Origin of the sequence: Acidisarcina sp. (assembly GCA_035539175.1) — a bacterium.
GTDB lineage: Bacteria > Acidobacteriota > Terriglobia > Terriglobales > Acidobacteriaceae > JANXZS01.
This window is the reverse complement of the sequence record DATLIY010000010.1, coordinates 84065-104036: the sequence shown is the minus strand read 5'-3', so window position 1 is coordinate 104036 and position 19972 is coordinate 84065. Positions and strand designations below refer to the sequence as shown.

General features: G+C 57.7%; 13 protein-coding genes and 1 tRNA gene. 10 read left to right on the top strand and 4 right to left on the bottom strand.

The annotated features are described in order from the left end of the window. Window positions 1–48: 48 nt before the first annotated feature. The gene (locus tag VM554_14215; GenBank protein ID HVJ09529.1) at window positions 49–2208 is read right to left on the bottom strand and encodes a patatin-like phospholipase family protein; all 2160 of its coding nucleotides are present in this window, start codon (window positions 2206–2208) and stop codon (window positions 49–51) included. Between the two features lie 205 nt (window positions 2209–2413). Here VM554_14215 and VM554_14210 point away from each other — a divergent pair, with 205 nt between their 5' ends. The 6 genes from VM554_14210 (at window position 2414) to VM554_14185 (ending at window position 11163) form a co-directional block, all read left to right on the top strand. Continuing rightward, window positions 2414–2959: a DNA starvation/stationary phase protection protein gene (locus tag VM554_14210; GenBank protein ID HVJ09528.1), complete on the top strand. Its 546-nt coding sequence runs from the start codon at window positions 2414–2416 to the stop codon at window positions 2957–2959. Window positions 2960–3361: 402 nt separating this feature from the next. Then, window positions 3362–6730, top strand: a complete 3369-nt coding sequence (locus tag VM554_14205) for a TonB-dependent receptor (GenBank protein ID HVJ09527.1) — start codon at window positions 3362–3364, stop codon at window positions 6728–6730. 83 nt (window positions 6731–6813) lie between these two features. Next, window positions 6814–8355, top strand: a complete 1542-nt coding sequence (locus VM554_14200) for a CehA/McbA family metallohydrolase (protein ID HVJ09526.1) — start codon at window positions 6814–6816, stop codon at window positions 8353–8355. Then, on the top strand, window positions 8352–9365 hold the full coding sequence (locus VM554_14195) for a hypothetical protein (protein HVJ09525.1): 1014 nt from the start codon (window positions 8352–8354) through the stop codon (window positions 9363–9365). Before VM554_14200 ends, VM554_14195 begins: the two co-directional genes overlap by 4 nt. A gap of 165 nt (window positions 9366–9530) precedes the next feature. Beyond that, window positions 9531–10511, top strand: a complete 981-nt coding sequence (locus VM554_14190; protein HVJ09524.1) for a peroxiredoxin family protein — start codon at window positions 9531–9533, stop codon at window positions 10509–10511. 82 nt (window positions 10512–10593) lie between these two features. After that, window positions 10594–11163 (top strand): carboxymuconolactone decarboxylase family protein, encoded by a 570-nt coding sequence (locus VM554_14185; protein ID HVJ09523.1) that lies wholly within the window; start codon window positions 10594–10596, stop codon window positions 11161–11163. Between the two features lie 107 nt (window positions 11164–11270). Here VM554_14185 and VM554_14180 read toward each other — a convergent pair. Beyond that, window positions 11271–11363 (bottom strand) — tRNA-Ser (locus VM554_14180). A 183-nt stretch (window positions 11364–11546) separates the two neighbouring features. Between VM554_14180 and VM554_14175 the strand changes: the two genes are divergently transcribed. Continuing rightward, window positions 11547–12905, top strand: a complete 1359-nt coding sequence (locus tag VM554_14175; protein HVJ09522.1) for an APC family permease — start codon at window positions 11547–11549, stop codon at window positions 12903–12905. A gap of 15 nt (window positions 12906–12920) precedes the next feature. Here VM554_14175 and VM554_14170 read toward each other — a convergent pair whose 3' ends face one another. Beyond that, window positions 12921–13484 (bottom strand): inorganic diphosphatase, encoded by a 564-nt coding sequence (locus tag VM554_14170; protein ID HVJ09521.1) that lies wholly within the window; start codon window positions 13482–13484, stop codon window positions 12921–12923. A 76-nt stretch (window positions 13485–13560) separates the two neighbouring features. Here VM554_14170 and purS point away from each other — a divergent pair, with 76 nt between their 5' ends. Next, window positions 13561–13806 carry a phosphoribosylformylglycinamidine synthase subunit PurS gene (purS, locus tag VM554_14165; protein ID HVJ09520.1) on the top strand — a complete coding sequence of 82 codons (246 nt, stop codon included), beginning with the start codon at window positions 13561–13563 and terminating at the stop codon, window positions 13804–13806. Between the two features lie 77 nt (window positions 13807–13883). Beyond that, window positions 13884–15767 carry a glutamine--fructose-6-phosphate transaminase (isomerizing) gene (gene glmS, locus VM554_14160; protein ID HVJ09519.1) on the top strand — a complete coding sequence of 628 codons (1884 nt, stop codon included), beginning with the start codon at window positions 13884–13886 and terminating at the stop codon, window positions 15765–15767. Between the two features lie 206 nt (window positions 15768–15973). Here the strand turns inward: glmS and VM554_14155 are convergent, their stop codons facing one another. Next, entirely contained in the window at window positions 15974–17188 is a 1215-nt protein-coding gene (locus tag VM554_14155) for a hypothetical protein (protein HVJ09518.1), read from the bottom strand. A 500-nt stretch (window positions 17189–17688) separates the two neighbouring features. Here VM554_14155 and VM554_14150 point away from each other — a divergent pair, with 500 nt between their 5' ends. Further along, window positions 17689–19896: a TonB-dependent receptor gene (locus tag VM554_14150; GenBank protein HVJ09517.1), complete on the top strand. Its 2208-nt coding sequence runs from the start codon at window positions 17689–17691 to the stop codon at window positions 19894–19896. Window positions 19897–19972: the final 76 nt, after the last annotated feature.

Sequence of the window (19972 nt, the reverse complement as noted above, 5' to 3'; positions counted from 1 at the left end):
AGCAGCGCAAGGACAGCCGATCGGCCGAAAAACGCAGACGCCGTGGCACTACTTCGATGTGCTGCATGGATCGATCCCCGTGGCAGGCCGTGTCGTATCTCCCGCAAGGAAGCGCGTAACGCGTTCCCAGTTCCGTTTCCTGGTGAGCTCGCCCTGCCAGGCTTCCGTAATCGCATCCTTTTGCTTGGGGCTAAGATGCCACGAGAGAGGCGGATACGGATCGCAGAATTGGAAGACGGTATGCTCAATCACAACTTGCCGGGACTGATTGGCTGCCCAAAGCCGAGTCAACAGGTCGGACTCCACCTGGTTGTGTGCGAATTGCGCCGAGTAGCGCACGTTGAGCATCGCGTCCAAAGGTGCCAGCGCCTGATAGAACCATCCGCGAGGTTTTGGGCTGGCGAGGCCGCGATTGGGAGCGCCACGAATCTCAAGAAACATGACCCTCTGGATAGGGTTATCCGGCGCGGCCAGCGCGCTGTCCAGCCATTCCACCAGTGCGGAAACCCCATAGTTGTCGTAGTAGCCCCCGTCTGCAATGTGCAGGTGTGGCGCGGGTAGATCTGCGCGTGCCGCTGGAGAGATGAACGGATAGGAGGCGGAAAGGCGTGCGGCGGTGACAACCTTCACGTCCTCTCCTGCGGCAAAGTTCTCGCTATAGAGATCCTGGTATCCGGCGGGAAATGCCTTCGCTTCGCCGGTGGGTTTGTCCGTGGTGGAGAGCTGCAGGCGCTCGCCAGTCTCCACCACGGTCGCATTGAATATGATCGCCGGACGCCAGCCCTCGCGCACCCCCGCCCGCCAGGCGGAGAGCGGCTGGGCAAGACTGCTATTGCGCGTCAGTGCATTTTCAAAGGCCATTCCACGATCCAGCTTTCTCCAGGAAAAGGGGATCACGGTGCGCCAGAGATCGGGGTAAGCCAGTCCCCATGCAATGTCGTCAAGGCTTGAAGCTTCCGCGCGTTGGCGAATCGGCGCCAGATCTGCCGGAAGCGTGTGTGTCCCGGGATCATATCCATCGACGAAGTACATGGCACCGACGCTTCCGCCGGATACGCCGCTGATCAGGCGCAAAGATCCGGCGAAATCATGGCACCCGCGCGCCGCCTCCTGTCGGCACTTCTCCTCCAGTCCGGTGAGCACCTGCGCGGTCCAGGCCGCGGATTGGATGCCGCCTCCGTTGGCTGCTACAACGATCACGCTCGTCCTGTTCCCAGCCCGAAGTGCGGTTGCAGGTGGCAGCGGTTGGGTCTCGCTTGCGATCCGGGCAATCACGGGAAAGAAATGGTCGGAGGAAGAGAATTGCGCGGTGACCAGGAACAGGACGAACAACGGCAGGAGCACGGGCATTCGATAGCGGTCGAAGAAGAAGCTTAAGCCCGTGAGGCCAAAACATAAGATGGTGAGCAGCAGCAAAAGATAACCGAGCGTTGGAATGAGCGGTGGATTCCCGATGTTGATCCACTTCCCGATTCCGATGGCGATATAGAGGGTGAAAAAGCCTACGCCCGAGCCTAACGCCAGAGCGTGCCCCGGCAACAGCACACGGCCACAACGCCAGCCGGGCAGGCGATGTGGATCGTGATAGATCTGGCCTTCTAATTTGCTTGCGGGTACGCTTCGCCAATCCAGAGCCAGCACTTTTGGCGCGTTGGCTGGTGAAACCGTGTACCCCGCACCCAGCCTCGCCAAAGCTGGAACTCGATCGGCGATACCGGCGAACAGATCCACGATCCTTAGCGCGCGATACAGCAGATAGACGGCGATGCTGACTCCAAGCAATCCGCTCGAAAGAAACACAACCATCGACGGACGAGATTGCGACGTGGTCCAGAAGATGGCGCCAGCGATTGCCGGTAGTGCGAGCAGGCTGAAGCAGAAGACATGCAGTGGACGGGGAGGGAAACCAATGTGCAACCGCGGAACCTTAAATCGACGCGCTGCATAGAGGACGATGAGCCAACTGGTAACCATGATGGCCCAGGCGGTCGTAAGGGCAGGGATCGTGATGCCCCAGAGGTCGGCCTGCTGCAGATCGAAGAGGTTTGCCAGGAGGGGCTTTGCGCTGGTGTCGAGAGCAACGAGCGGCAGCAGGAGCAGAGCGGCAGCCGTCAGCAGTGGCACCCGCAGCAGGTAGAGATAGGGAGAAAGCTCAGCCAGTCGCTTCAGTCGTCCTATCAGCCGTGCTAGCGTCAGGCGGAAGCTCACGATTAGGCATTGTATCGCTTCTTTCTCGCCGCAATCGGTTTCAGGCCACTCTATCCCCTAATTCACCATCCCAACTTCTGTCCGCATGTTTGGTCAATTTTCTTCCTCAGATCCTGCATGGCGCGGAGCGTAAAGAGTATGTTACATATCGTGCACGCCTGACAGGGCGATGCTGAACCTCCCTTATAAACCAAGGAGCGAAGTCATGAAGAAATCAACTGCGACGACGCAAGACCTCGAGCGCAAACAGCGTGCTCCGTTAGCCACGCCAACTGATCTGGATGCAGCAGCAACCAGAGATATCGCCGGCACCATGAATGCTATTCTCGCGGATGTATTCGCTCTTTACCTCAAGACGAAAAACTTCCACTGGCACATGAGTGGACCCCACTTCCGTGACTATCATCTGCTGCTCGACGAACAGGCCGACCAGATCTTTAACATGACCGATCCTATTGCCGAGCGCGTGCGTAAACTGGGTGGGAACACAATCACGTCCATCGGTCACATCTCTCGCCTGCAACGTGTTCTGGATAATGATGCCGAGTACGTGGAGCCGGAGGACATGCTTGCTGAACTGCGGGAGGACAGCAAAGCTCTTGCTGCACGCCTGCGCGAGGCTCACGGCGTCTGCGATGATCATGAGGATGTCGCCACCGCCAGCTTGCTCGAAGTCTGGATTGATGAGACGGAGCGGCGTACCTGGTTCCTGTTTGAAGCAAGCCGTCACGCGGACTCCACTGAGCATTGAGATCTAGAAGATCTGCAGGCTGCTTTCCGCCACCGTGCCGCGTATCTTCGGCACGGTGGCGACACCAATAAAATAGCCGCCCCTCATTGCTTTGAAGATGCGCGCGGACCGATTCAGCATTGCGCCGTCCCTGCAGCAGACACTGACAATCCTTCTATCTAAAAATACTGACAGTCAATCTATCGCATCGATTCTGTATCGAGGGAGAGTCTTTCCTTTCTTTTCTGTCTATAGGCCTTCCGTATTCACGCCTGGTTCAGTGTTCGTTTACACGGCAGCAACAATGGCCGGTTACTCTCCTGTTGAAAGACACTGTTAGCCAAGCCGCTGCTGGCGAACTAAGCCATCGCTCCCAATCAGCAGCCAGAACTCCAATTGAAAAACTGCCGGAGGCAATTTGTAATGATGCAATTATCCAAATTTCTGCGTATATCTTTGGCTGTGTTCCTGCTCTTTGCAGCGGGAATGCGCTCCAATGCGCAAATCAATACCGCCAGTCTGACCGGATTGGTAACGGACGCGAGCGGAGCAGTTGTTGCAAAGGTTCCCGTGACCGTTCAGGGACAGGCGACCGGGTTTACTCGCACCACTGAGACAGATAACGCTGGTTACTATACCTTCTCCAATCTCCCCATTGGACAGTACAGCATCAGTGTCAGCAAGGATGGCTTCGCCACTGTCTCCCAGCAGGTGCTGTTGCAGACTGCCGAGAAGGCCCGTCGCGACTTTGCTCTGCAGGTTAGTGGTTCGCAGCAGACTGTAACCGTCACCTCGGCTGGCAGCGATCTCTCCCCGGGCGATGCGTCGCTGGGCACCGTCATCAGCAGCGAGACCATCGAGCAGACGCCTCTCTACCTGCGCAATTGGGATGATCTTCTGCGAATCGTCCCCGGCGTCCAGATCTCTCGCTACACGCAGCAGAGCGGCGCTACCAGCGCAGGCCGCACGGGCGACTTCAACGTGCACGGCGTACACTCGCTGCAGAACAACTTCCTCCTCGACGGCATCGACAACAACACCATCTCTGAAAACGTGCAGGAGCTCTCGACGGAAGCGGCTCACCCCTCGGTGGACGTAATTCAGGAATTCAACATTATTACTAATCCCTATTCCGCGGAGTATGGACGGGCCCCCGGCGCTGCGGTTTCCGTTAGCACCAAGGGTGGAACCAATCAGATCCACGGCCTTGCGTATGAGTACCTCCGCAATCGCTACTTTGACGCCAACGATTTCTTCTCCAACCGCAACCATCTTAAGAAGCCGGAGAACAATCAAAACCAGTTCGGCGGCAACTTCGGCGGTCCCTTCCTTCATGACCGTCTCTTCGGTTTCTTCAACTACGAAGGCACTCGGATCAAGCAAGGTGTCTCGCGCATCGCGACTGTGCCGCTTCCCAATGAGCGAATCGGCGACTTCAGCACGGCAGCAGCGGCAGTCGCGGGTGTAGGCGCATATCCGATCATCTACGACCCCACTACCGGCCTTCCGTTTGCGAATAACCAGATCCCTTCGAGCCGCATCGATCCTGCGATCGCTGGCCTCATGGCGCTCTTCCCCCTCCCCAACGTGGCCGGCACCAAGAACAACAACTACGTCCGCAATGCGCTGGCGGTCGATAATACAAACAGCTATGACGGTCGTGTGGACTGGACTGCGTCCGCAGCCGATAACGTCTTCTTCCGCTATAGCTATTCGAACCGCTACCGATTCATCCCTGGCTATCTTGGTGGTATCGCGGATGGCACATCGACCTCTGCATGGGGCCGCCAGCATCTCAAGTCGCACAGCGCTGTCATCGGCTGGACGCACGTCTTTTCACCCAAGGTTGTGAACGATTTTCATCTTGGCTTCGTGCGCAACTACTCGGCGGCGCAGCAGGATCCGTTTGGCAAGAACGCTGCAAATCAGTATGTGCCCGGTATCCCCAACAATCCTGCAACCGCGGGAGGCGTACCCCTCACCTCATTCACCAATTTCGCATTCATCGGCTCTCCGGACTTTCTTCCCAAGTCGCAGGTGCCGCAGCAGTATGAGTGGGTAGATTCAGTTTCCCTCTCGTTGGGTGCGCATGCGCTGCGTATCGGCGGCACTCTCTTCGCGCCTATGCGTAATACCTTCCAGGATGAGCCCGGCACGCGCGGTGATCTTGGATTTACAGGCATCTTTACCTGCCAGCGCGGTGGCGCAAATAATCAGTGCCAGGGTAAGACCAACGTCACCAGCGGTCTTTCCTATGCGGACGGACTCCTGGGCTATGTGCAGTCTGCACAGCTTACCAATGTTCATTTTGTAGACCAGCGCCTCTGGATGGCCTCGGCATACGTTCAGGACGACTGGAAGGTTACGCCCAAGCTGACGCTGAACCTCGGCCTGCGCTACGACTTTGCTACGCCGGCGCTCGAAGGCCGCAACCAAATGGCAAACTTCGATCCAACGGCTAATGCTGGAGCCGGCGGCCTCGTCTTCGCTAAGAGCGGCTCGATGGAGAAGCGTGCACTGGTGGAGGTCAACAAGACTGACTTCGCCCCGCGTATCGGCATCGCCTATGCGGCGACTCCGACGACTGTGATCCGCGGCGGATACGGAATCTACTACTCTGCCTTTGAGCGTTTTGGCAGCGAAAACCAGCTCGCGTTGAATCCTCCGTTCCTCATCAACAAGTCACCAAGCGTCGCATCCAACGCCACAGCGCCGGTTTTCTTCGCGAAGAACGGGTTCCCCTCGAACTTCCTCGATCCATCCACGATCAACCTCAATCAGCTTCCGACGTACCACCTGCGTACTATGAATCCGCACGATCCAACACCGAACGTGCAGCAGTGGAGCTTCGGTTTGCAGCATCAATTCGCCACGAACTGGACCGGCGAGTTGAACTACGTGGGAACCAAGTCCACGCACCTTGATGTAATTCACGACCTGAATCAGCCAGCGATCACGAACCGTACCTCCAGTGGTGTCACGCCCTTCCCGAACTTCGGATACATCGAGTACACCAACTCGATCGGCTTCGGAAACTACAATGGGCTTGAGGCTACACTGACCCGTCGCTACAGCAACGGTCTCAGCCTGCATGCTGCATATACTTATTCGCGCAGCCTCGATAACACGCCGCAGGAGCTCGAGAGCAACTCCGGTGCGCCGCCGGATGGCAGCAACTTCTCCTCCTGGTATGGGCCCAGCGACTTCGACATTCCGCACCGTGTCGCTGTCAGCTACCTCTATGAGCTGCCCTTCGGCAAGGGCAAGAAGATGCTAACCAGCGGTCCGCTGTCCTATGTGGTGGGAGGCTGGCGCACTTCCGGTGTCTACACGTTTTACAGCGGCCACCCGTTCACGGTGAATTCCGGTGGCACACTGGCATCTGCTCTCGATAAAAATGGCCAGGCCACGGCGACTCCGATGCTGATCGGCACGCCGCACATGGTCAAGAACCCGAACTGCTGGTTCTTCGCTTCGCAGAACAAGCAATGCACTACGCTTGCGCCTGGTCTTACGGATGCCTATGCGCTTCCAGCCGTGGGCACATTTGGTAACAGTGGCCGTAACACTTTGCGCGGCCCTCACATCAACGTATTCGACGCTTCGCTGCTCAAGGAGTTTCCCATTGGGGAGCGGACCAATGTGGAGTTTCGCTGGGAGGTCTTCAACGTCACGAATACGCCGGAGTTCGGCCAGCCCAACAACAACCTGAGCAGTGGTGCCGTCGGCCAGATCACTACTCTTTCAGGAGATCCGCGCGTGATGCAGTTTGCGCTGCGGCTGTCCTTCTAACCTTCCGACTACCTGAAAGGGCCGCAGCGATGCGGCCTTTTCTATTCGTATCGCTGTTGTTTCCGGTATTCTCCTTGCAAACCATGAATGCTTCCCGTCGGCATATCTTGATACCGCTCTCTCTTCTGCTGCTTTTCTGCGCATCGTTTTTCTGTACTTCGGTTGCGCAGGCACAAGCCGCAACTTCCAAGCCAGACCTGGTGCTCAAGGGCGATGTAGTAGGCAAACAGAACAATACCTATGTTGTCGTTCCCTTTAAGGTTCCTTCTGGGACGCACCGCGTCACCCTCCACTTCTCCTATACGGGACGCGAAGAGCATGCGGTACTCGATCTGGGCATGCGGGATACGGTGGGCCTGCGCTGCTGGAGCGGTGGCAACAAGTCCGTGCTTACCGTCAGCCTCGCGGATGCCACGCCTTCCTGTCTCGCGGGGCCCATCACAGCGGGCACATGGTCCGTGTTGATTGGGGTTCCTAATATTCGTCCCCAGTCTACGGCACACTTTACCGCGGAGCTGTATTTCACCCGTACTGGTCTGGTAGCCGACGAACCGGCAATGCTGCGTGCGCCCATCCGCAGCGGGCCGGCATGGTATCGAGGCGACCTGCACATGCACACCGCGCACAGTGATGGCTCCTGCGCTAGCCAGAGCGGGGCGTCCGTGCCCTGCCCCGTATTTCTTACAGTGGAAGCAGCGGCGCGGCGCGGCCTTGACTTCATCGCGCTCACCGACCACAACACCACGACGCATTACGAAGCGATGCGCGAACTCGCGCCGTATTTTGACAAGCTACTGCTCATTCCCGGCCGCGAAATCACGACCTTTCACGGCCATGCCAACATCTTCGGGACTGAGGATTTCCTTGATTTTCGCCTTGGTTCACCTGCCGTGCCGGATATGAATACTCTGCTTCGCCGTTCGCAGGCTCTGGGTGCAGTCTTCTCAATCAATCACCCAGGAGCGCCTACCGGCGAACGCTGCATGGGGTGCGGCTGGAATCCATCGCCTCCCGCAGATATGCGCCTCGTCTCCGCGGTAGAAGCGGTCAACAGCGGCTCGGAGCAAGGCCCCTACTCCGGCATACCCTTCTGGGAGAAGCAGCTTGATTCCGGCTTCCGCCTCACCGCTATCGGTGGCAGCGACAACCACAATGCGCCGAAGCCTCTGGATCAGGTCGGCTCCATCGGCAGCCCAACCACTGTTGTTTATGCCGGAGATCTCAGTACTCCCGCCATTCTTGCCGCCATTCGCGCAGGTCACGTCTTCATCGATCTCACCGCATCGCGCGACAAGTTGCTGGAGGTCCGTGCCGGGAGCGGCGACTCAGTTGCTTCCATGGGAGACGAACTTGCGGCGAAGTCAGGTGCACAGGTTCACTTCGAGATCCACACGGTCCACGCTGAGGGAGGCGAACTGACCTTGCTCCAGGATGGATCTCCGCTCAAGGATGCGCAGTGGAAGCTCAGTGCAGCAGATACGACAAGCAGCTTTGACTGGACCAGTGACGACAAGCGCCATTGGATTCGCGCGGATGTTCATGGGCCCGATGGCAAGCTGTGGCTGCTCGGCAATCCCATCTATGTGAACTGGGAAGCAGCAACGAAATCAGGTGAGGCGCAATGAAGAAGATTCGCGGTAGCATCGTCGGCCGGCTTTTTGTTTCAGCCATCCTTTTTGCAGCCGCTGCAGTGTCTCTTCCCGCACAGAGCAGAAATGCGGCACACCCTGGTGCTCGCGTCCTGATGGATGCGCACAACTGCTATCCCTACTTCGAGTGGTGGAGCGATCGTATCGATCGCGCTCTTTCCGCCGGCACGCCGCTTGCGATTGAGCAGGACCTGCTCTGGCATGTCGATCGAAAGAGTGGTCGCGGCTGGTCGGTGGTCTCGCATGGCGCTCCTTCGCAAGGGAATGAGCCAACCCTTGAGAGCTACTTCTTCAACCGCGTCCGCCCCGTTGTAGAGAAGGCATTGGCGCATGGCGATTCCAGCAAGTGGCCGCTGATCACGCTCAATCTCGATCTGAAATCGGAAGAGCCGGAACATCTTGCGGCCATCTGGAAGATGCTGGAAGCGCATAAGGATTGGATCACCACAGCAGAGAAAACCGCGGATCTACATCAGATCTCTACTCTGACCGTGCGGCCCATCCTCGTCCTAACCGGCGACTCCGATGCGCAGCAGAAGGCTTTTTACGAGGATTTGCCCATCGGAACTCCGCTTCTGGTCTTCGGCGCAGTCCACACGAATACCAGCGATCCCATGGCCGCACCAGAGATTTTGGAGCCCGCAGCGGCAGACAACTACCGTCGCTGGTGGAACAATCCGTGGCGCGTTGTCGAAGCCGGGGGGCAAACCAAGGCTGGAGATTGGACCGCCGCCGATGACGCACGCCTCCGTGCCCTGGTGAAGCATGCCCACGATCACAATCTCTGGATTCGCTTCTATACGCTTGATGGCGCGACGAAGCAGGAGTTGAGCTGCAACGGCTGGTTCCACGACTATAACTTCGGATCCAAGGTGGCTGTTGTGCAGCGATGGCGCGCTGCTTATCGAGCAGGTGTCGATTACATCGCCAGCGATCAGTACGAGCAGCTCGGCCAATTCCTAAGGCAGTCCCAAAGTAAGCGGTGATGAGTCAATCATTTCTGTAACCTTTTTCTATCTGGGGCATCATTCAGGTACAGGAAGGTGGATTGGTGAATGCCTCGTGGGAGAGCAATTCCATTTTTCAAGGCAGGGATTGCATGCTGTCTTCTTGTCTTAACAGTCATTGCGCGCGCGCAGAATACAGAAACAGTGCCAGGCCTTACTGAAGGCCAACAGATTCCATCGATTTCCGCACCAGACCAGAATGGCTCTACCCAGACCTTTGCCAGCCTCAAAGGTCAGCACGGCCTTTTGCTGTTGTTTTCCCGCTCCGCGGATTGGTGTCCCTACTGCAAATTGCAGCTCGTGCAATTACGGCAGGCAAAACAGGAATTTGAAGCCAAGGGTATCCAAGTAGCCTCCATCACCTATGATTCGCAGGCGATCCTGAAGACCTTTGCAGATCGCAAAGGCATCACATATCCCATGCTGTCCGATCCGCAGTCGACAATCATTCGAGCCTTCGGCATCCTCAATCCAGACGGGAAGGGCTTTGCAACGGGTATTCCTTATCCGGGTATCTACTACATCACGCCTGACGGTGTGATCCGGAAGCGCTTTTTTGAGGCGCAGTATTCGGATCGTTTTACGCCAAACAATGCATATACGGTCCTCTTTGGCGGTAACGCGCCAACCGTGCAGCCCGCCATGATTCGTCATGGATCGCATGTAACCCTGCAAATTACGCAGTCCGACGCCGTCGTCGGTCCTGGCAGCAGAATAAAGCTACAAGTGAGGATCAGTCCGGCTCCAAAGGTGCATGTCTATGCCCCGGGTGCGGCAAAGCTTGGATATAAGGTTGTGAATCTGGCACTGGATCCGAGTCCGGGTTTTCATGAGATGCCAGCAACATATCCACCAGGAACGATCCTGGAGTTTCCGCAACTCAGAGAATCCGTACCCGTCTATAGCAAGCCTGCGGTCATCGGTCAGGATGTTGTAGTGGCCGCTACGAAAGAGTTCATCCGCTCCATTGGCCAGGGAAAGGAACTTGAGATCTCCGGAACTCTTTCCTACCAAGCCTGCGACGATCACCAGTGTTTCAATCCTGTCCGTGAGCCAGTGAAGTGGATGGTGAAAGTAGAGCCGCTAGACACGGCGCGGGCGCCAGAGGCGATTCGCCATAGATAAGGCGAGTTTTTTGTTTTTCCAATAACAACAGGCTAGGGAATCTATTATCCCTGGGGCCTGCGAATTCAAAGGAGTCTTAACTATGAGCGATACTGCACGTCTAGATCTTCCCGCACTGACCATCGATAGCGCCGAGGGCGCCGCAAAGGCGCTTCTTGTGAAAGCCAAAGCGGAGTCGGGATTTGTTCCCAATATGTACGCCAAGATGGCGAATGCGCCGGGCTTGCTGGAAACCTATTTGCTGGGGTACCAGCGCTTCCGTGAGGAAAGCGGCTTCACGCCAGCCGAGCAGGAGGTCGTGCTGCTGACGATCAGCCGCTTTCACGCCTGCACCTATTGCATGGCAGCACACAGCATGATCGCAGACAAGATGTCGAAGGTCCCTGCCGATGTACTGAAGGCTCTCCGCGACGGCAGCCCCCTTCCGGATGCGAAGTTGGCCATGCTATCGGAATTTACTCACATTATGGTGGAGCAGCGAGGAAAACCGACACCGGAGCAAATGAAGGTTTTCCTGAATGCCGGTTACAGCGAGCGTCAGGTGCTTGAGATCATCCTGGCAATTGCCGTGAAAACTCTGAGCAACTACAGCAACCACTTGTTCCATACTGAGGTGGATGCGGCGTTTCGCAAGTATACGTGGGAAGGCTAGAGACGCTTCCAAGGCAGACGTGAATCTACGACGTTAGTGGCACTCTGGACTGTGGTCAGCAATTTCCAAGGTTCTCGAATGCCCTTGGATGTTTCTGGAAGGAAGGCTGGCGGAGAGTGGGGGATTCGAACCCCCGATAGAGCTTTTGGCCCTATAACGGTTTAGCAAACCGCCGCCTTCAGCCACTCGGCCAACTCTCCGGTTCAGTCTCACCCGATTATATAGCAGCATCCTCGATGTGCCCCTGCGGCGGGCCTTCTTTTCTCGGATTTGCGCCTGCCCGGAAGCAGATCGCGTGCCTTTGCATCCCCGGGGAAGGGAAATGGCAGGTTGCGGGCAAATTCCTGGCGCGTTGCAGTACATTGCAAGAGATGCCCTCGACCTTGCCGCAGCATACACCCGCGAAGTTTGCCGCTCCTGCCAGGGGAGGCAAGCTGCGGCTTCTTCCCCTGGTAGCAGCCACCTACTTTATGGTCTCGGGTGGTCCTTATGGAATTGAAGACATCCTGGGCGGCGCGGGGTATCAGAGGGCCCTGGTAATTTTGCTGCTTCTGCCCTTTTTCTGGAGCCTGCCCACAGCATTGATGATCGGCGAGCTGGCAAGTGCAGTTCCCGCCGAGGGTGGTTTCTACGTCTGGGTGCGGCGGGCGCTGGGGCCTTTCTGGGGCTTTCAGGAGGCATGGCTCTCGCTGGCTGCCAGCGTGTTTGACATGGCAATCTACCCTACGCTCTTCGTGCTCTACCTGGGAAAGCTTGCGCCCACGTGGACGGCGGGAAGTCGCGGTACATTGTGGGGACTTCTGGTGGTCGTTGCCTGCAGCCTGTGGAATCTGCGGGGAGCGCGTGCGGTGGGTGACGGGGCTGTGGTGCTCTGCGTTCTGCTGCTCTCGCCGTTTGCCGTGCTGGTGGGGATGGGCTTCTGGAAAGGCATACACGGCGCGAGCGTCTGGCATCAGCAGCCAGCTTCCGCGGCGCTCAGCACGGCGATCCTGGTGGCCATGTGGAACTACATGGGGTGGGATAACGCATCGACTGTGGCGCAGGAGGTTGAGGATCCGCAACGAAACTATCCGCGTGCGATGCTGATGAGCGCGGCGGCAGTTGCACTGACCTACCTGTTGCCTCTGGCCGCGGTGGCTGCTGCGGGTATCCCGCCGGATCGGTTCTCCACTGGCTCGTGGGCTGATGCGGCGGCCACCATTGCTGGACCGTGGCTGGCGATCGCCATCGTGGCCGGCGGGCTGATCAACGGATTCGGCATGTTCAATGCGCTCATGCTCTCCTACACGCGCCTGCCGCTCGCTATGGCGGAGGATGGGATGCTGCCAAGGTGGCTCGGCATGCAAAATCGCCGCAGCGTGCCAGTGGCCGCGATCCTGGTATGCGCGGTGGGGTGGGCTCTCGCTCTCGGCTTCAGCTTTGAGAGGCTCATCTCCATTGATCTGATCCTGTACGGCGGCAGTCTCCTGCTGGAGTTTGTAGCCCTGATCGCATTGCGGGTAAGGGAGCCGGAGCTGCATCGACCGTTTAGTGCGGGGAGCTTCCCAGTCGCGTGCCTGCTTGGAGTTATGCCGGCAGTTCTCCTGCTGTTCGCTGTTTACAGCGCGCGCGGGGAGCGAATGGCGCACATGCCGGCATTGGTATTTGCGCTGCTGGTCGCCTGCGGCGGCCCGCTCGGCTACTGGGCTGCGCGAACGCGGCAAAGGCGGCAACCCGTATCGGGCTCGCCGCCTTTGGAGTGAAAGCAGAGATCCGCGCTACTTCTTTAACACGGCGTCGATCATCGGCGGTTTTGCGGCTTTGCCATCCTGAAATTGCTTCGCAGCATAGAGAACGCGGTCCCGTGCATAGGCGGCATTGTGCCAGCCCTTGACTTCAACCCGCTTGCCCTCCAGATCCTTGTAGATGGAGAAGAAGTGGGTGATCTCTTTCAGCATGTGGGGATAGATTTCAGAGTAGTTCCATACATCCGCATAGCGAGGATTGTTCTTGCCGACGGCGAGCACCTTTTCGTCCAGAACGCCCTGATCGAGCATCTCCAGCAGCCCGATGGGTCTCACCTCCATGACGCAGCCAGTGAAGCTGGGAGCATCAACCAGCACCAGAACATCCAGGGGGTCTCCGTCATCGCTCAGCGTGGAAGGGATAAAGCCATAGTCTCCGGGATAGTGCACCGGCGAATAGAGGTTGCGATCCAGCCGGAACACGTGGAGTTGCTTGTCGTACTCGTACTTGTTTATGCCTTCGGAAGGGATCTCGATGACGGTGTTGATGACTTCAGGTACCTTGTTGCCAATCGGCAATTCCAGATAATTAACCATTTCCATCCTGTCTTGTTGTGTCCGCTGACCGGTCCAAAGCCGGAAAATGACACCAGAGGTTATATAATCGGCCACGATGAAGGCTCATGTCTACGTTACGATGAAGCGGACCGTGCTTGACCCCCAGGGTCAAACGATCCAGAGTGCACTGAAGAAGATGCAATATAAGGGGATTGAGGACGTACGGCAAGGCAAATATTTCCTCATTACCCTGGATGCTTCGATGGATGCCGGGGCAGCCCGCGCGGAGATCGAACGGATTGCCGAAAATGTTTTGACCAACCCGGTGATCGAAGAATTCACCTATCGGCTGGAAGAGTAGGCAGCCAGTAGCGGGCTCCCGGCTCGCCGGTGGAATTCCTGGGATAACTTTTCACAACCGCCCGTACAATGAACCTCATGTGCGGAATTGTTGGGTACGTCGGTTCGAAGGAAGTTGTTCCCGTCATCATCGAGGGGTTGCGCCGCCTGGAGTATCGCGGCTATGACTCGGCAGGGATTGCTGTCGGCGTGGATTCCGAGGGCGCTCTTGAGGTTCGCCGCGCCCCGGGAAAGCTGCGCAATCTGGAAGAGGTCATTCGCCAGCACCCGATGCAGGGCACCTATGGCGTAGGGCATACCCGCTGGGCTACGCATGGCCGTCCTACCGAGGAGAATGCGCATCCCCATCGCGATTGCAGCGGCAGGATCGTGGTCGTCCACAACGGCATTGTGGAGAACTACATTGCGCTGAAGCGCGAGCTGATGGCCGAGGGCCACAGTTTTGTAACTGAGACTGATACAGAAGTGATTGCTCACCTGGTGGAGCAGGAGCTGAAGTCGGCAGTGGCCTCCGGCAAGAGCATGCTGCTGGAAGATGCGGTGCGCCGCGCCGTGCGCCGGCTGACCGGTGCCTTTGCCATCAGCATCATCTCCGCAGACGAGCCGGACAAGATCGTTGCCGCGCGGAACGGGCCGCCCGTTGTGATCGGCCTCGGGGAGGGGGAGAATTTTGTCGCCTCCGATGTTCCCGGAATCCTGCACCATACCCGCAATCTCTATTTCCTGGCCGACGGTGACATGGCGATTCTGACTCCGTCCGAGGTCCGGCTGACGGATTTCGATGGCAATCCTATCGAACGCCCGGTGAACCGGATTCAGTGGGACCCGATCCAGGCAGAGAAGGGCGGCTACAAGCACTTCATGCTGAAGGAGATCTGGGAGCAGCCGCGAGCGATCCGCGACACCACCCTGGGACGGATCTCGCTTGAGACGGGCAGGATCTTCCTCAACGAGATGAAGATCAGCGATGAGGATTTCCGCAAGACGACGAAGATCAATATCGCCGCCTGCGGCACGAGTTGGCACGCGGCGACGGCGGGTAAGTACATGATCGAACGTCTCGCCCGGGTTCCGGTGGATGTGGACTACGCCAGCGAGTATCGCTATCGCGATCCAATTCATGATCCGGCGGCGATCGGCATGCTGATTACGCAATCCGGCGAGACCGCGGACACGCTGGCCGCACAACGCGAGATGATTGCGAATGGGTCCAAGACAGTAGCCATCTGCAACGTGGTTGGAGCCATGGTGGCGCGGGAGGCTCACGGCAACATCTACACCCACGCGGGGCCGGAGATTGGCGTTGCCTCGACCAAGGCTTTTACCGCGCAGCTGACCGCACTCTTCCTCTTCGCCATGCATCTGGCGCAGGTCCGCGGAACGATTTCACCAGAGCAGAGCATTACGTTGGTGGAGGAGCTGAGCCGGGTCCCGGGCAAGATAGAAGAGGTTTTGCGCACATCCGATCCGCTGTGCGAAGAACTGGCTAAGACATTCTCCACGGCGAGAGACCTTCTCTACCTGGGGCGCGGCATCCACTACCCCATCGCGCTCGAAGGTGCGCTGAAACTGAAGGAGATCTCCTACATCCACGCGGAAGGCTATCCCGCTGGCGAGATGAAGCACGGGCCCAATGCGCTGATCGATGAGACGCTTCCGGTGGTGGTATTGGCCACTAGGGACGATCGTGACGAAGGCTCCAGCCTGCGTTATGAAAAGACGCTCTCGAATATCCAGGAAGTGACGGCGCGTTCCGGGCGGGTGATTGCAGTGGCGACCGAAGGCGACACGCGCATTGGTCAGCTTGTGGAGCGAGTGCTGTTCGTTCCACCCGCGCCGGAGTTGCTGCTTCCGGTCATCGAAGTAGTGCCGCTGCAGCTCCTGGCGTACCACATCGCAGTGCGACGCGGCTGCGACGTAGACCAACCCAGGAATCTGGCAAAATCCGTAACTGTGGAGTAGGCGGCAGGGTCTTGGCGTGGGTGGTGGTGGTGGTGGGGGGGGGCGCGGTGGATACCACCACCACCCACCACCGCAGTGAGTGGGGAATCCGAGGTTCTTGCACTTCGCCAACTGGCGTGAACGGAGATTTCCCAGGGGTAAATACCCGCGCCATCATTACCGGGGAGGAAACTGCTGGCGGGCTCTCCTCCCGTGCATATCCTGACTTACCAATAGTCAATAGCCACAATCCTGCTTGGCCCGGGATGTCCTTCGATCACCTGTGTCTCCACCACCGCCTCCAGATTCACAGTCTTCCGGTTGCGCGACGCATCTTGAAAGAGGGCTTTGAGAGACGCGGGATTTGCCAGAAGCTGTCCCGCCGCCTCGGTTCCTTCCCGGGATAGTCCCGCCGCCAGAACGACTGGCTGGTCTAGAGTGGTGTCGTGATATCTGGCGATCACCGCATAATCTTTCGCCAGGGAAGAAGGCGCCTGCGTGAACGACACAGACCACTTCCGGGTGGGGTCTGTGTGATCCACGATGGACATAATTGCGCCGTCGATTACGAATCCATAGCGCAAAGACCGCGTCAGGCGCATAGTCCAGGCGTTATCCAGGGCGCCGACCAAGACCACCGGCCCCTCGCGCAGCTCGGGAAAGCTCGTTTCCGAGGCCAGCGTGAGTCGGAAATCCTTGTGGCGATTTTCCAGGGCTCCACCGATGCGGATCAGCGTGGACACGCTTGACGTTCCCAGGTGCCCTGAGCGGCGCAGTTCGTCGTAGACGCTGGGGGGAGCCGGTATGTTCAGCGTTGTCGAAGCATCAGTATCCGGCGCTCCCACGCACAGAGTAACCCGGCCGTTGGAAGCCAGCATGGGCGCCCAAAACTGGTCTGTCACGGATGGCCGAAGATAGAAATAGCCTCCCAGGGCCAGAGCTACGGCTTCGACCAGGAGAATCCCCACAACGAAGCGCCAAAAGGAGGGCGGAGAGCCTGCTGCCTCCGGGGGCTTCGTCTCAATGGGCATAGGAGGCAGGGGTGGTTCGAGTGGGGCAGGGGTGCCCGGTGCTGGCTGGAAAAATGGGATGTAAGAACCAGCATTTAGCCCAATCACCAGCTCATATTGATGGGCGGGTTGCTGGTAATAAAGAGCAATCCGCTTGCGGACCTCGGCAGCACTGCGGCGGACTACCGGGTCCTGATTCGTGTCATAGTCCGGCTCACGATGAAAAACTTCTACACCGAGTAGCCGTTCTTTCAGCGTCTCTTCCCGTCCATCCAGCGTCTGCTCTACAAGAAAGCGTAAGAGATTTGGGTAGCGCTTGCTGCTGAGAAAATGCGGGCTGGCAAGTAATTTTGCCAGCTGGTCCCGGACCATTTGCCGTTCGGCATCTGTTTGTGGGCGCCACTCATTTTGGGGACGTTCCGGAACGGTCACGTACTCCATCCTTTCGACGCTCTCTGCAAGGCTGCACAATTTGACGTAACAATCGCTTGGTACGGTGCGACGTACCAAGCACTTGTTACGTCCGCTTTGTGGGCTATTTACAGCCACGATCTTACACTGTGGGCTATTGGTACGTCTTCGAAAGTACGCACCATACTACCGTAGCAATCTTGCCTGTCGTTCTTCGCGACACCTAAATTTCGCCACGATCAAAAAACAGCTTTGGATGTGGCGGCAAGCGGTTCCATGGGGCTCTGTACGAGTACTTTCGCAATGACGCCCTGGACGCTACGCCCTATCTCTTTGGCGCAGGATCGATCGTACGCAAACCTGAGGTACGCCAGAACCAGTATGGCGGCAGTATCAGTGGCCCGCTATGGAAGCAGAAGACCTTCTTTTTTGGCGATTATGAAGGATTCCGTCTCATCCAGGGCCGTCCGCCAACAGAGATGCTGGTGCCTACCCTGGCCCAGCAACAGGATCCGGCTTCGATGCTCCCTGCAGGCGCCACAATGGATCCGATTGGCTTGAAATACTTCAAGCTCTTTCCCAAGCCCAACCTCGGCAATGACATTTATATGACGGCTCCGGTGGGCAGCATCTTTGCGCACATCGCGGACCTGCGCATCGATCACAACATCACGTCGCGCGACCTGCTCTTTGCCCGCGTTGACTACAACAAGTCACACGACTACATCCCCAGCGCCTTCCCTGATGTGCATATGGATGGAATGGATATCAAGCCGGGTGGCCAGTCCTACACCATGGCCGGGGGCATGTGGGTAACGGCAATCAACTCCACGCTCAATTACACACACATCTTCAGTCCGCGGCTGGAAGCCAATTTCCTGGCAGGCTATACCTTCAACAACATTCATGGCAGCGATCTGAATCCGAATACCCCGATCAACCAAAATTGGGGACAACCCGGTGTCAACCTTCCCAGTGGTTCGCTTCCTGCGGGCGTGCCGCCGGAGCCCAATGGTCTGGGCATGATCCAGTTCGCTACCATAAACTCCTCGCTGGGCAACAGTGGTTACTTCCGTCCTCAACAGCAGACCAACAATACCTTCACCTACAAGGGCAGCGTGCATTGGACACACGGCAATAGCAATCTGGTTGCGGGTGCTTCCTTGATTCGCCGCCAGTGGACGAACTGGGGCTCGCAAGGCAGCCTCGGCAATTGGCTGGTGATGGGGCCTGCGGAGTTGTTGCAGGGAAAGTTCATCAGCGTTCAACGCGAAGTTGACATGATCTGGCCGCAGTACCGCACCTGGGAACCGTCCTTCTTTATCGAGGAGTCCTATAAGCTGCGCTCCAACCTGACGATCAACGCCGGCCTCCGGTACGACATCTTCACGCAACCGACCGCGGTCAAGAACCAACTGGCGAACATCAATCTATCTACCGGCAAAATCATGGTGGCGGGACGGGACGGCGTATCCAGCACAGCCAACGTGAGGAACGACTACTCCAGCATTGGACCTCGTGTTGGTTTCGAATGGGCAGTCAATCCCTCCACCACAATTCATGGCGGGTATGGCATTGTTTACTTCCCGCCTTACGAGGGAACTCAGTTTAAGGTTGCTCCGTTTGCCTACACCTTCGGCACATGCAACCCTGCAACCTGCGTCGATGGACAGGGAAAGCACTACAGCACCCTCTCGGATGGCCTGCCTACTGTCACTCGACCGAGTATCGATCCAGCCTCCGGCCTGGTCATGGGTGGCGGCCGTGCTGAGAACCTGAAGGATCTCGCCATGCAGCAGTACAACATCGGGTTCGATCGCAAGGTAGGAGCCAAGGATATGGTTCGCGTCTCCTATGTCGGTTCTCTGGGGCACCATCTCTCTCGTCAGTTCCCCGACGCGAATGGCCCCCTGCCGACTGCCGATCCAAATCCTCAGGTACACCGCCCGCTCTACAACGTCGCTCCGAATCTGACCACGGTGCAATATACCGACACTGAGGGCAGCTCGAACTACAACGCCATGCAAGCCGATTACTCGCATGCCATTGGCCACGGGTTAAGCGGCAACTTTACCTATACTCTGGCGCATGCACTGGACAATGCGCGCGAGTGGAATCGCGACTCCTCCGGCTTTGGCAGCGTGATGGCTCTCTCCAGCACCCGCGACTACGGCAACAGTAACTTTGACGTTCGGCAGCACATCGTCGGAACGTTGCACTACGCTTTGCCGCTCGGCAACGGTACCTCTGGTCTGCGCAGCACGATTGAGAAGAACTGGCAGTTCAACGTGATGAATGTGTGGGGAACTGGACTACCGTTCACGGTCCTGAACGCTGTCAACATCAGCCAAACCAATCCTGGATCGAATGCCACGGATCGCCCCAACCTGGTTCCCGGAGTCAGTCCCAATCCTGTCCACCAGGGCGTACACAACTTCTTCAACACTGCGGCCTTTGCCGCGCAACCAAAAGGAACCCTGGGCGACGAAAGAAGGAACCAGTACCAGGGACCGCATAGCCGTCACGTGGATGTCTCGCTCTTCAAGACCTTCAATCTCGCTAACGAAAAATCACTGCAGTTCCGCACGGAGTGCTTCAACCTGACCAACACGGCCAACTTCGCCGCACCGTCCGCTACGATGCCCTCGCACACCTTTGGACAGCTGACGCAGATGACTGTGGGCTATACACCGCGTGAGATTCAATTCGCGCTGCGCCTGCAGTTCTAGATCGCTGATAGCGGAGGAAGGGGAGACTACACCTTTTTTGTGAGAGTCATCCTCCCTCCGCTGTGCAGCACACGGG

Coding starts and splice junctions, on each gene's coding strand:
- VM554_14210 (HVJ09528.1), top strand. CDS start 2,414: ATGAAGAAATCAACTGCGACGACGCAAGACCTCGAGCGCAAACAGCGT.
- VM554_14205 (HVJ09527.1), top strand. CDS start 3,362: ATGATGCAATTATCCAAATTTCTGCGTATATCTTTGGCTGTGTTCCTG.
- VM554_14200 (HVJ09526.1), top strand. CDS start 6,814: ATGAATGCTTCCCGTCGGCATATCTTGATACCGCTCTCTCTTCTGCTG.
- VM554_14195 (HVJ09525.1), top strand. CDS start 8,352: ATGAAGAAGATTCGCGGTAGCATCGTCGGCCGGCTTTTTGTTTCAGCC.
- VM554_14185 (HVJ09523.1), top strand. CDS start 10,594: ATGAGCGATACTGCACGTCTAGATCTTCCCGCACTGACCATCGATAGC.
- VM554_14170 (HVJ09521.1), bottom strand. CDS start 13,484: ATGGTTAATTATCTGGAATTGCCGATTGGCAACAAGGTACCTGAAGTC.
- purS (HVJ09520.1), top strand. CDS start 13,561: ATGAAGGCTCATGTCTACGTTACGATGAAGCGGACCGTGCTTGACCCC.
- glmS (HVJ09519.1), top strand. CDS start 13,884: ATGTGCGGAATTGTTGGGTACGTCGGTTCGAAGGAAGTTGTTCCCGTC.
- VM554_14150 (HVJ09517.1), top strand. CDS start 17,689: ATGCTCCCTGCAGGCGCCACAATGGATCCGATTGGCTTGAAATACTTC.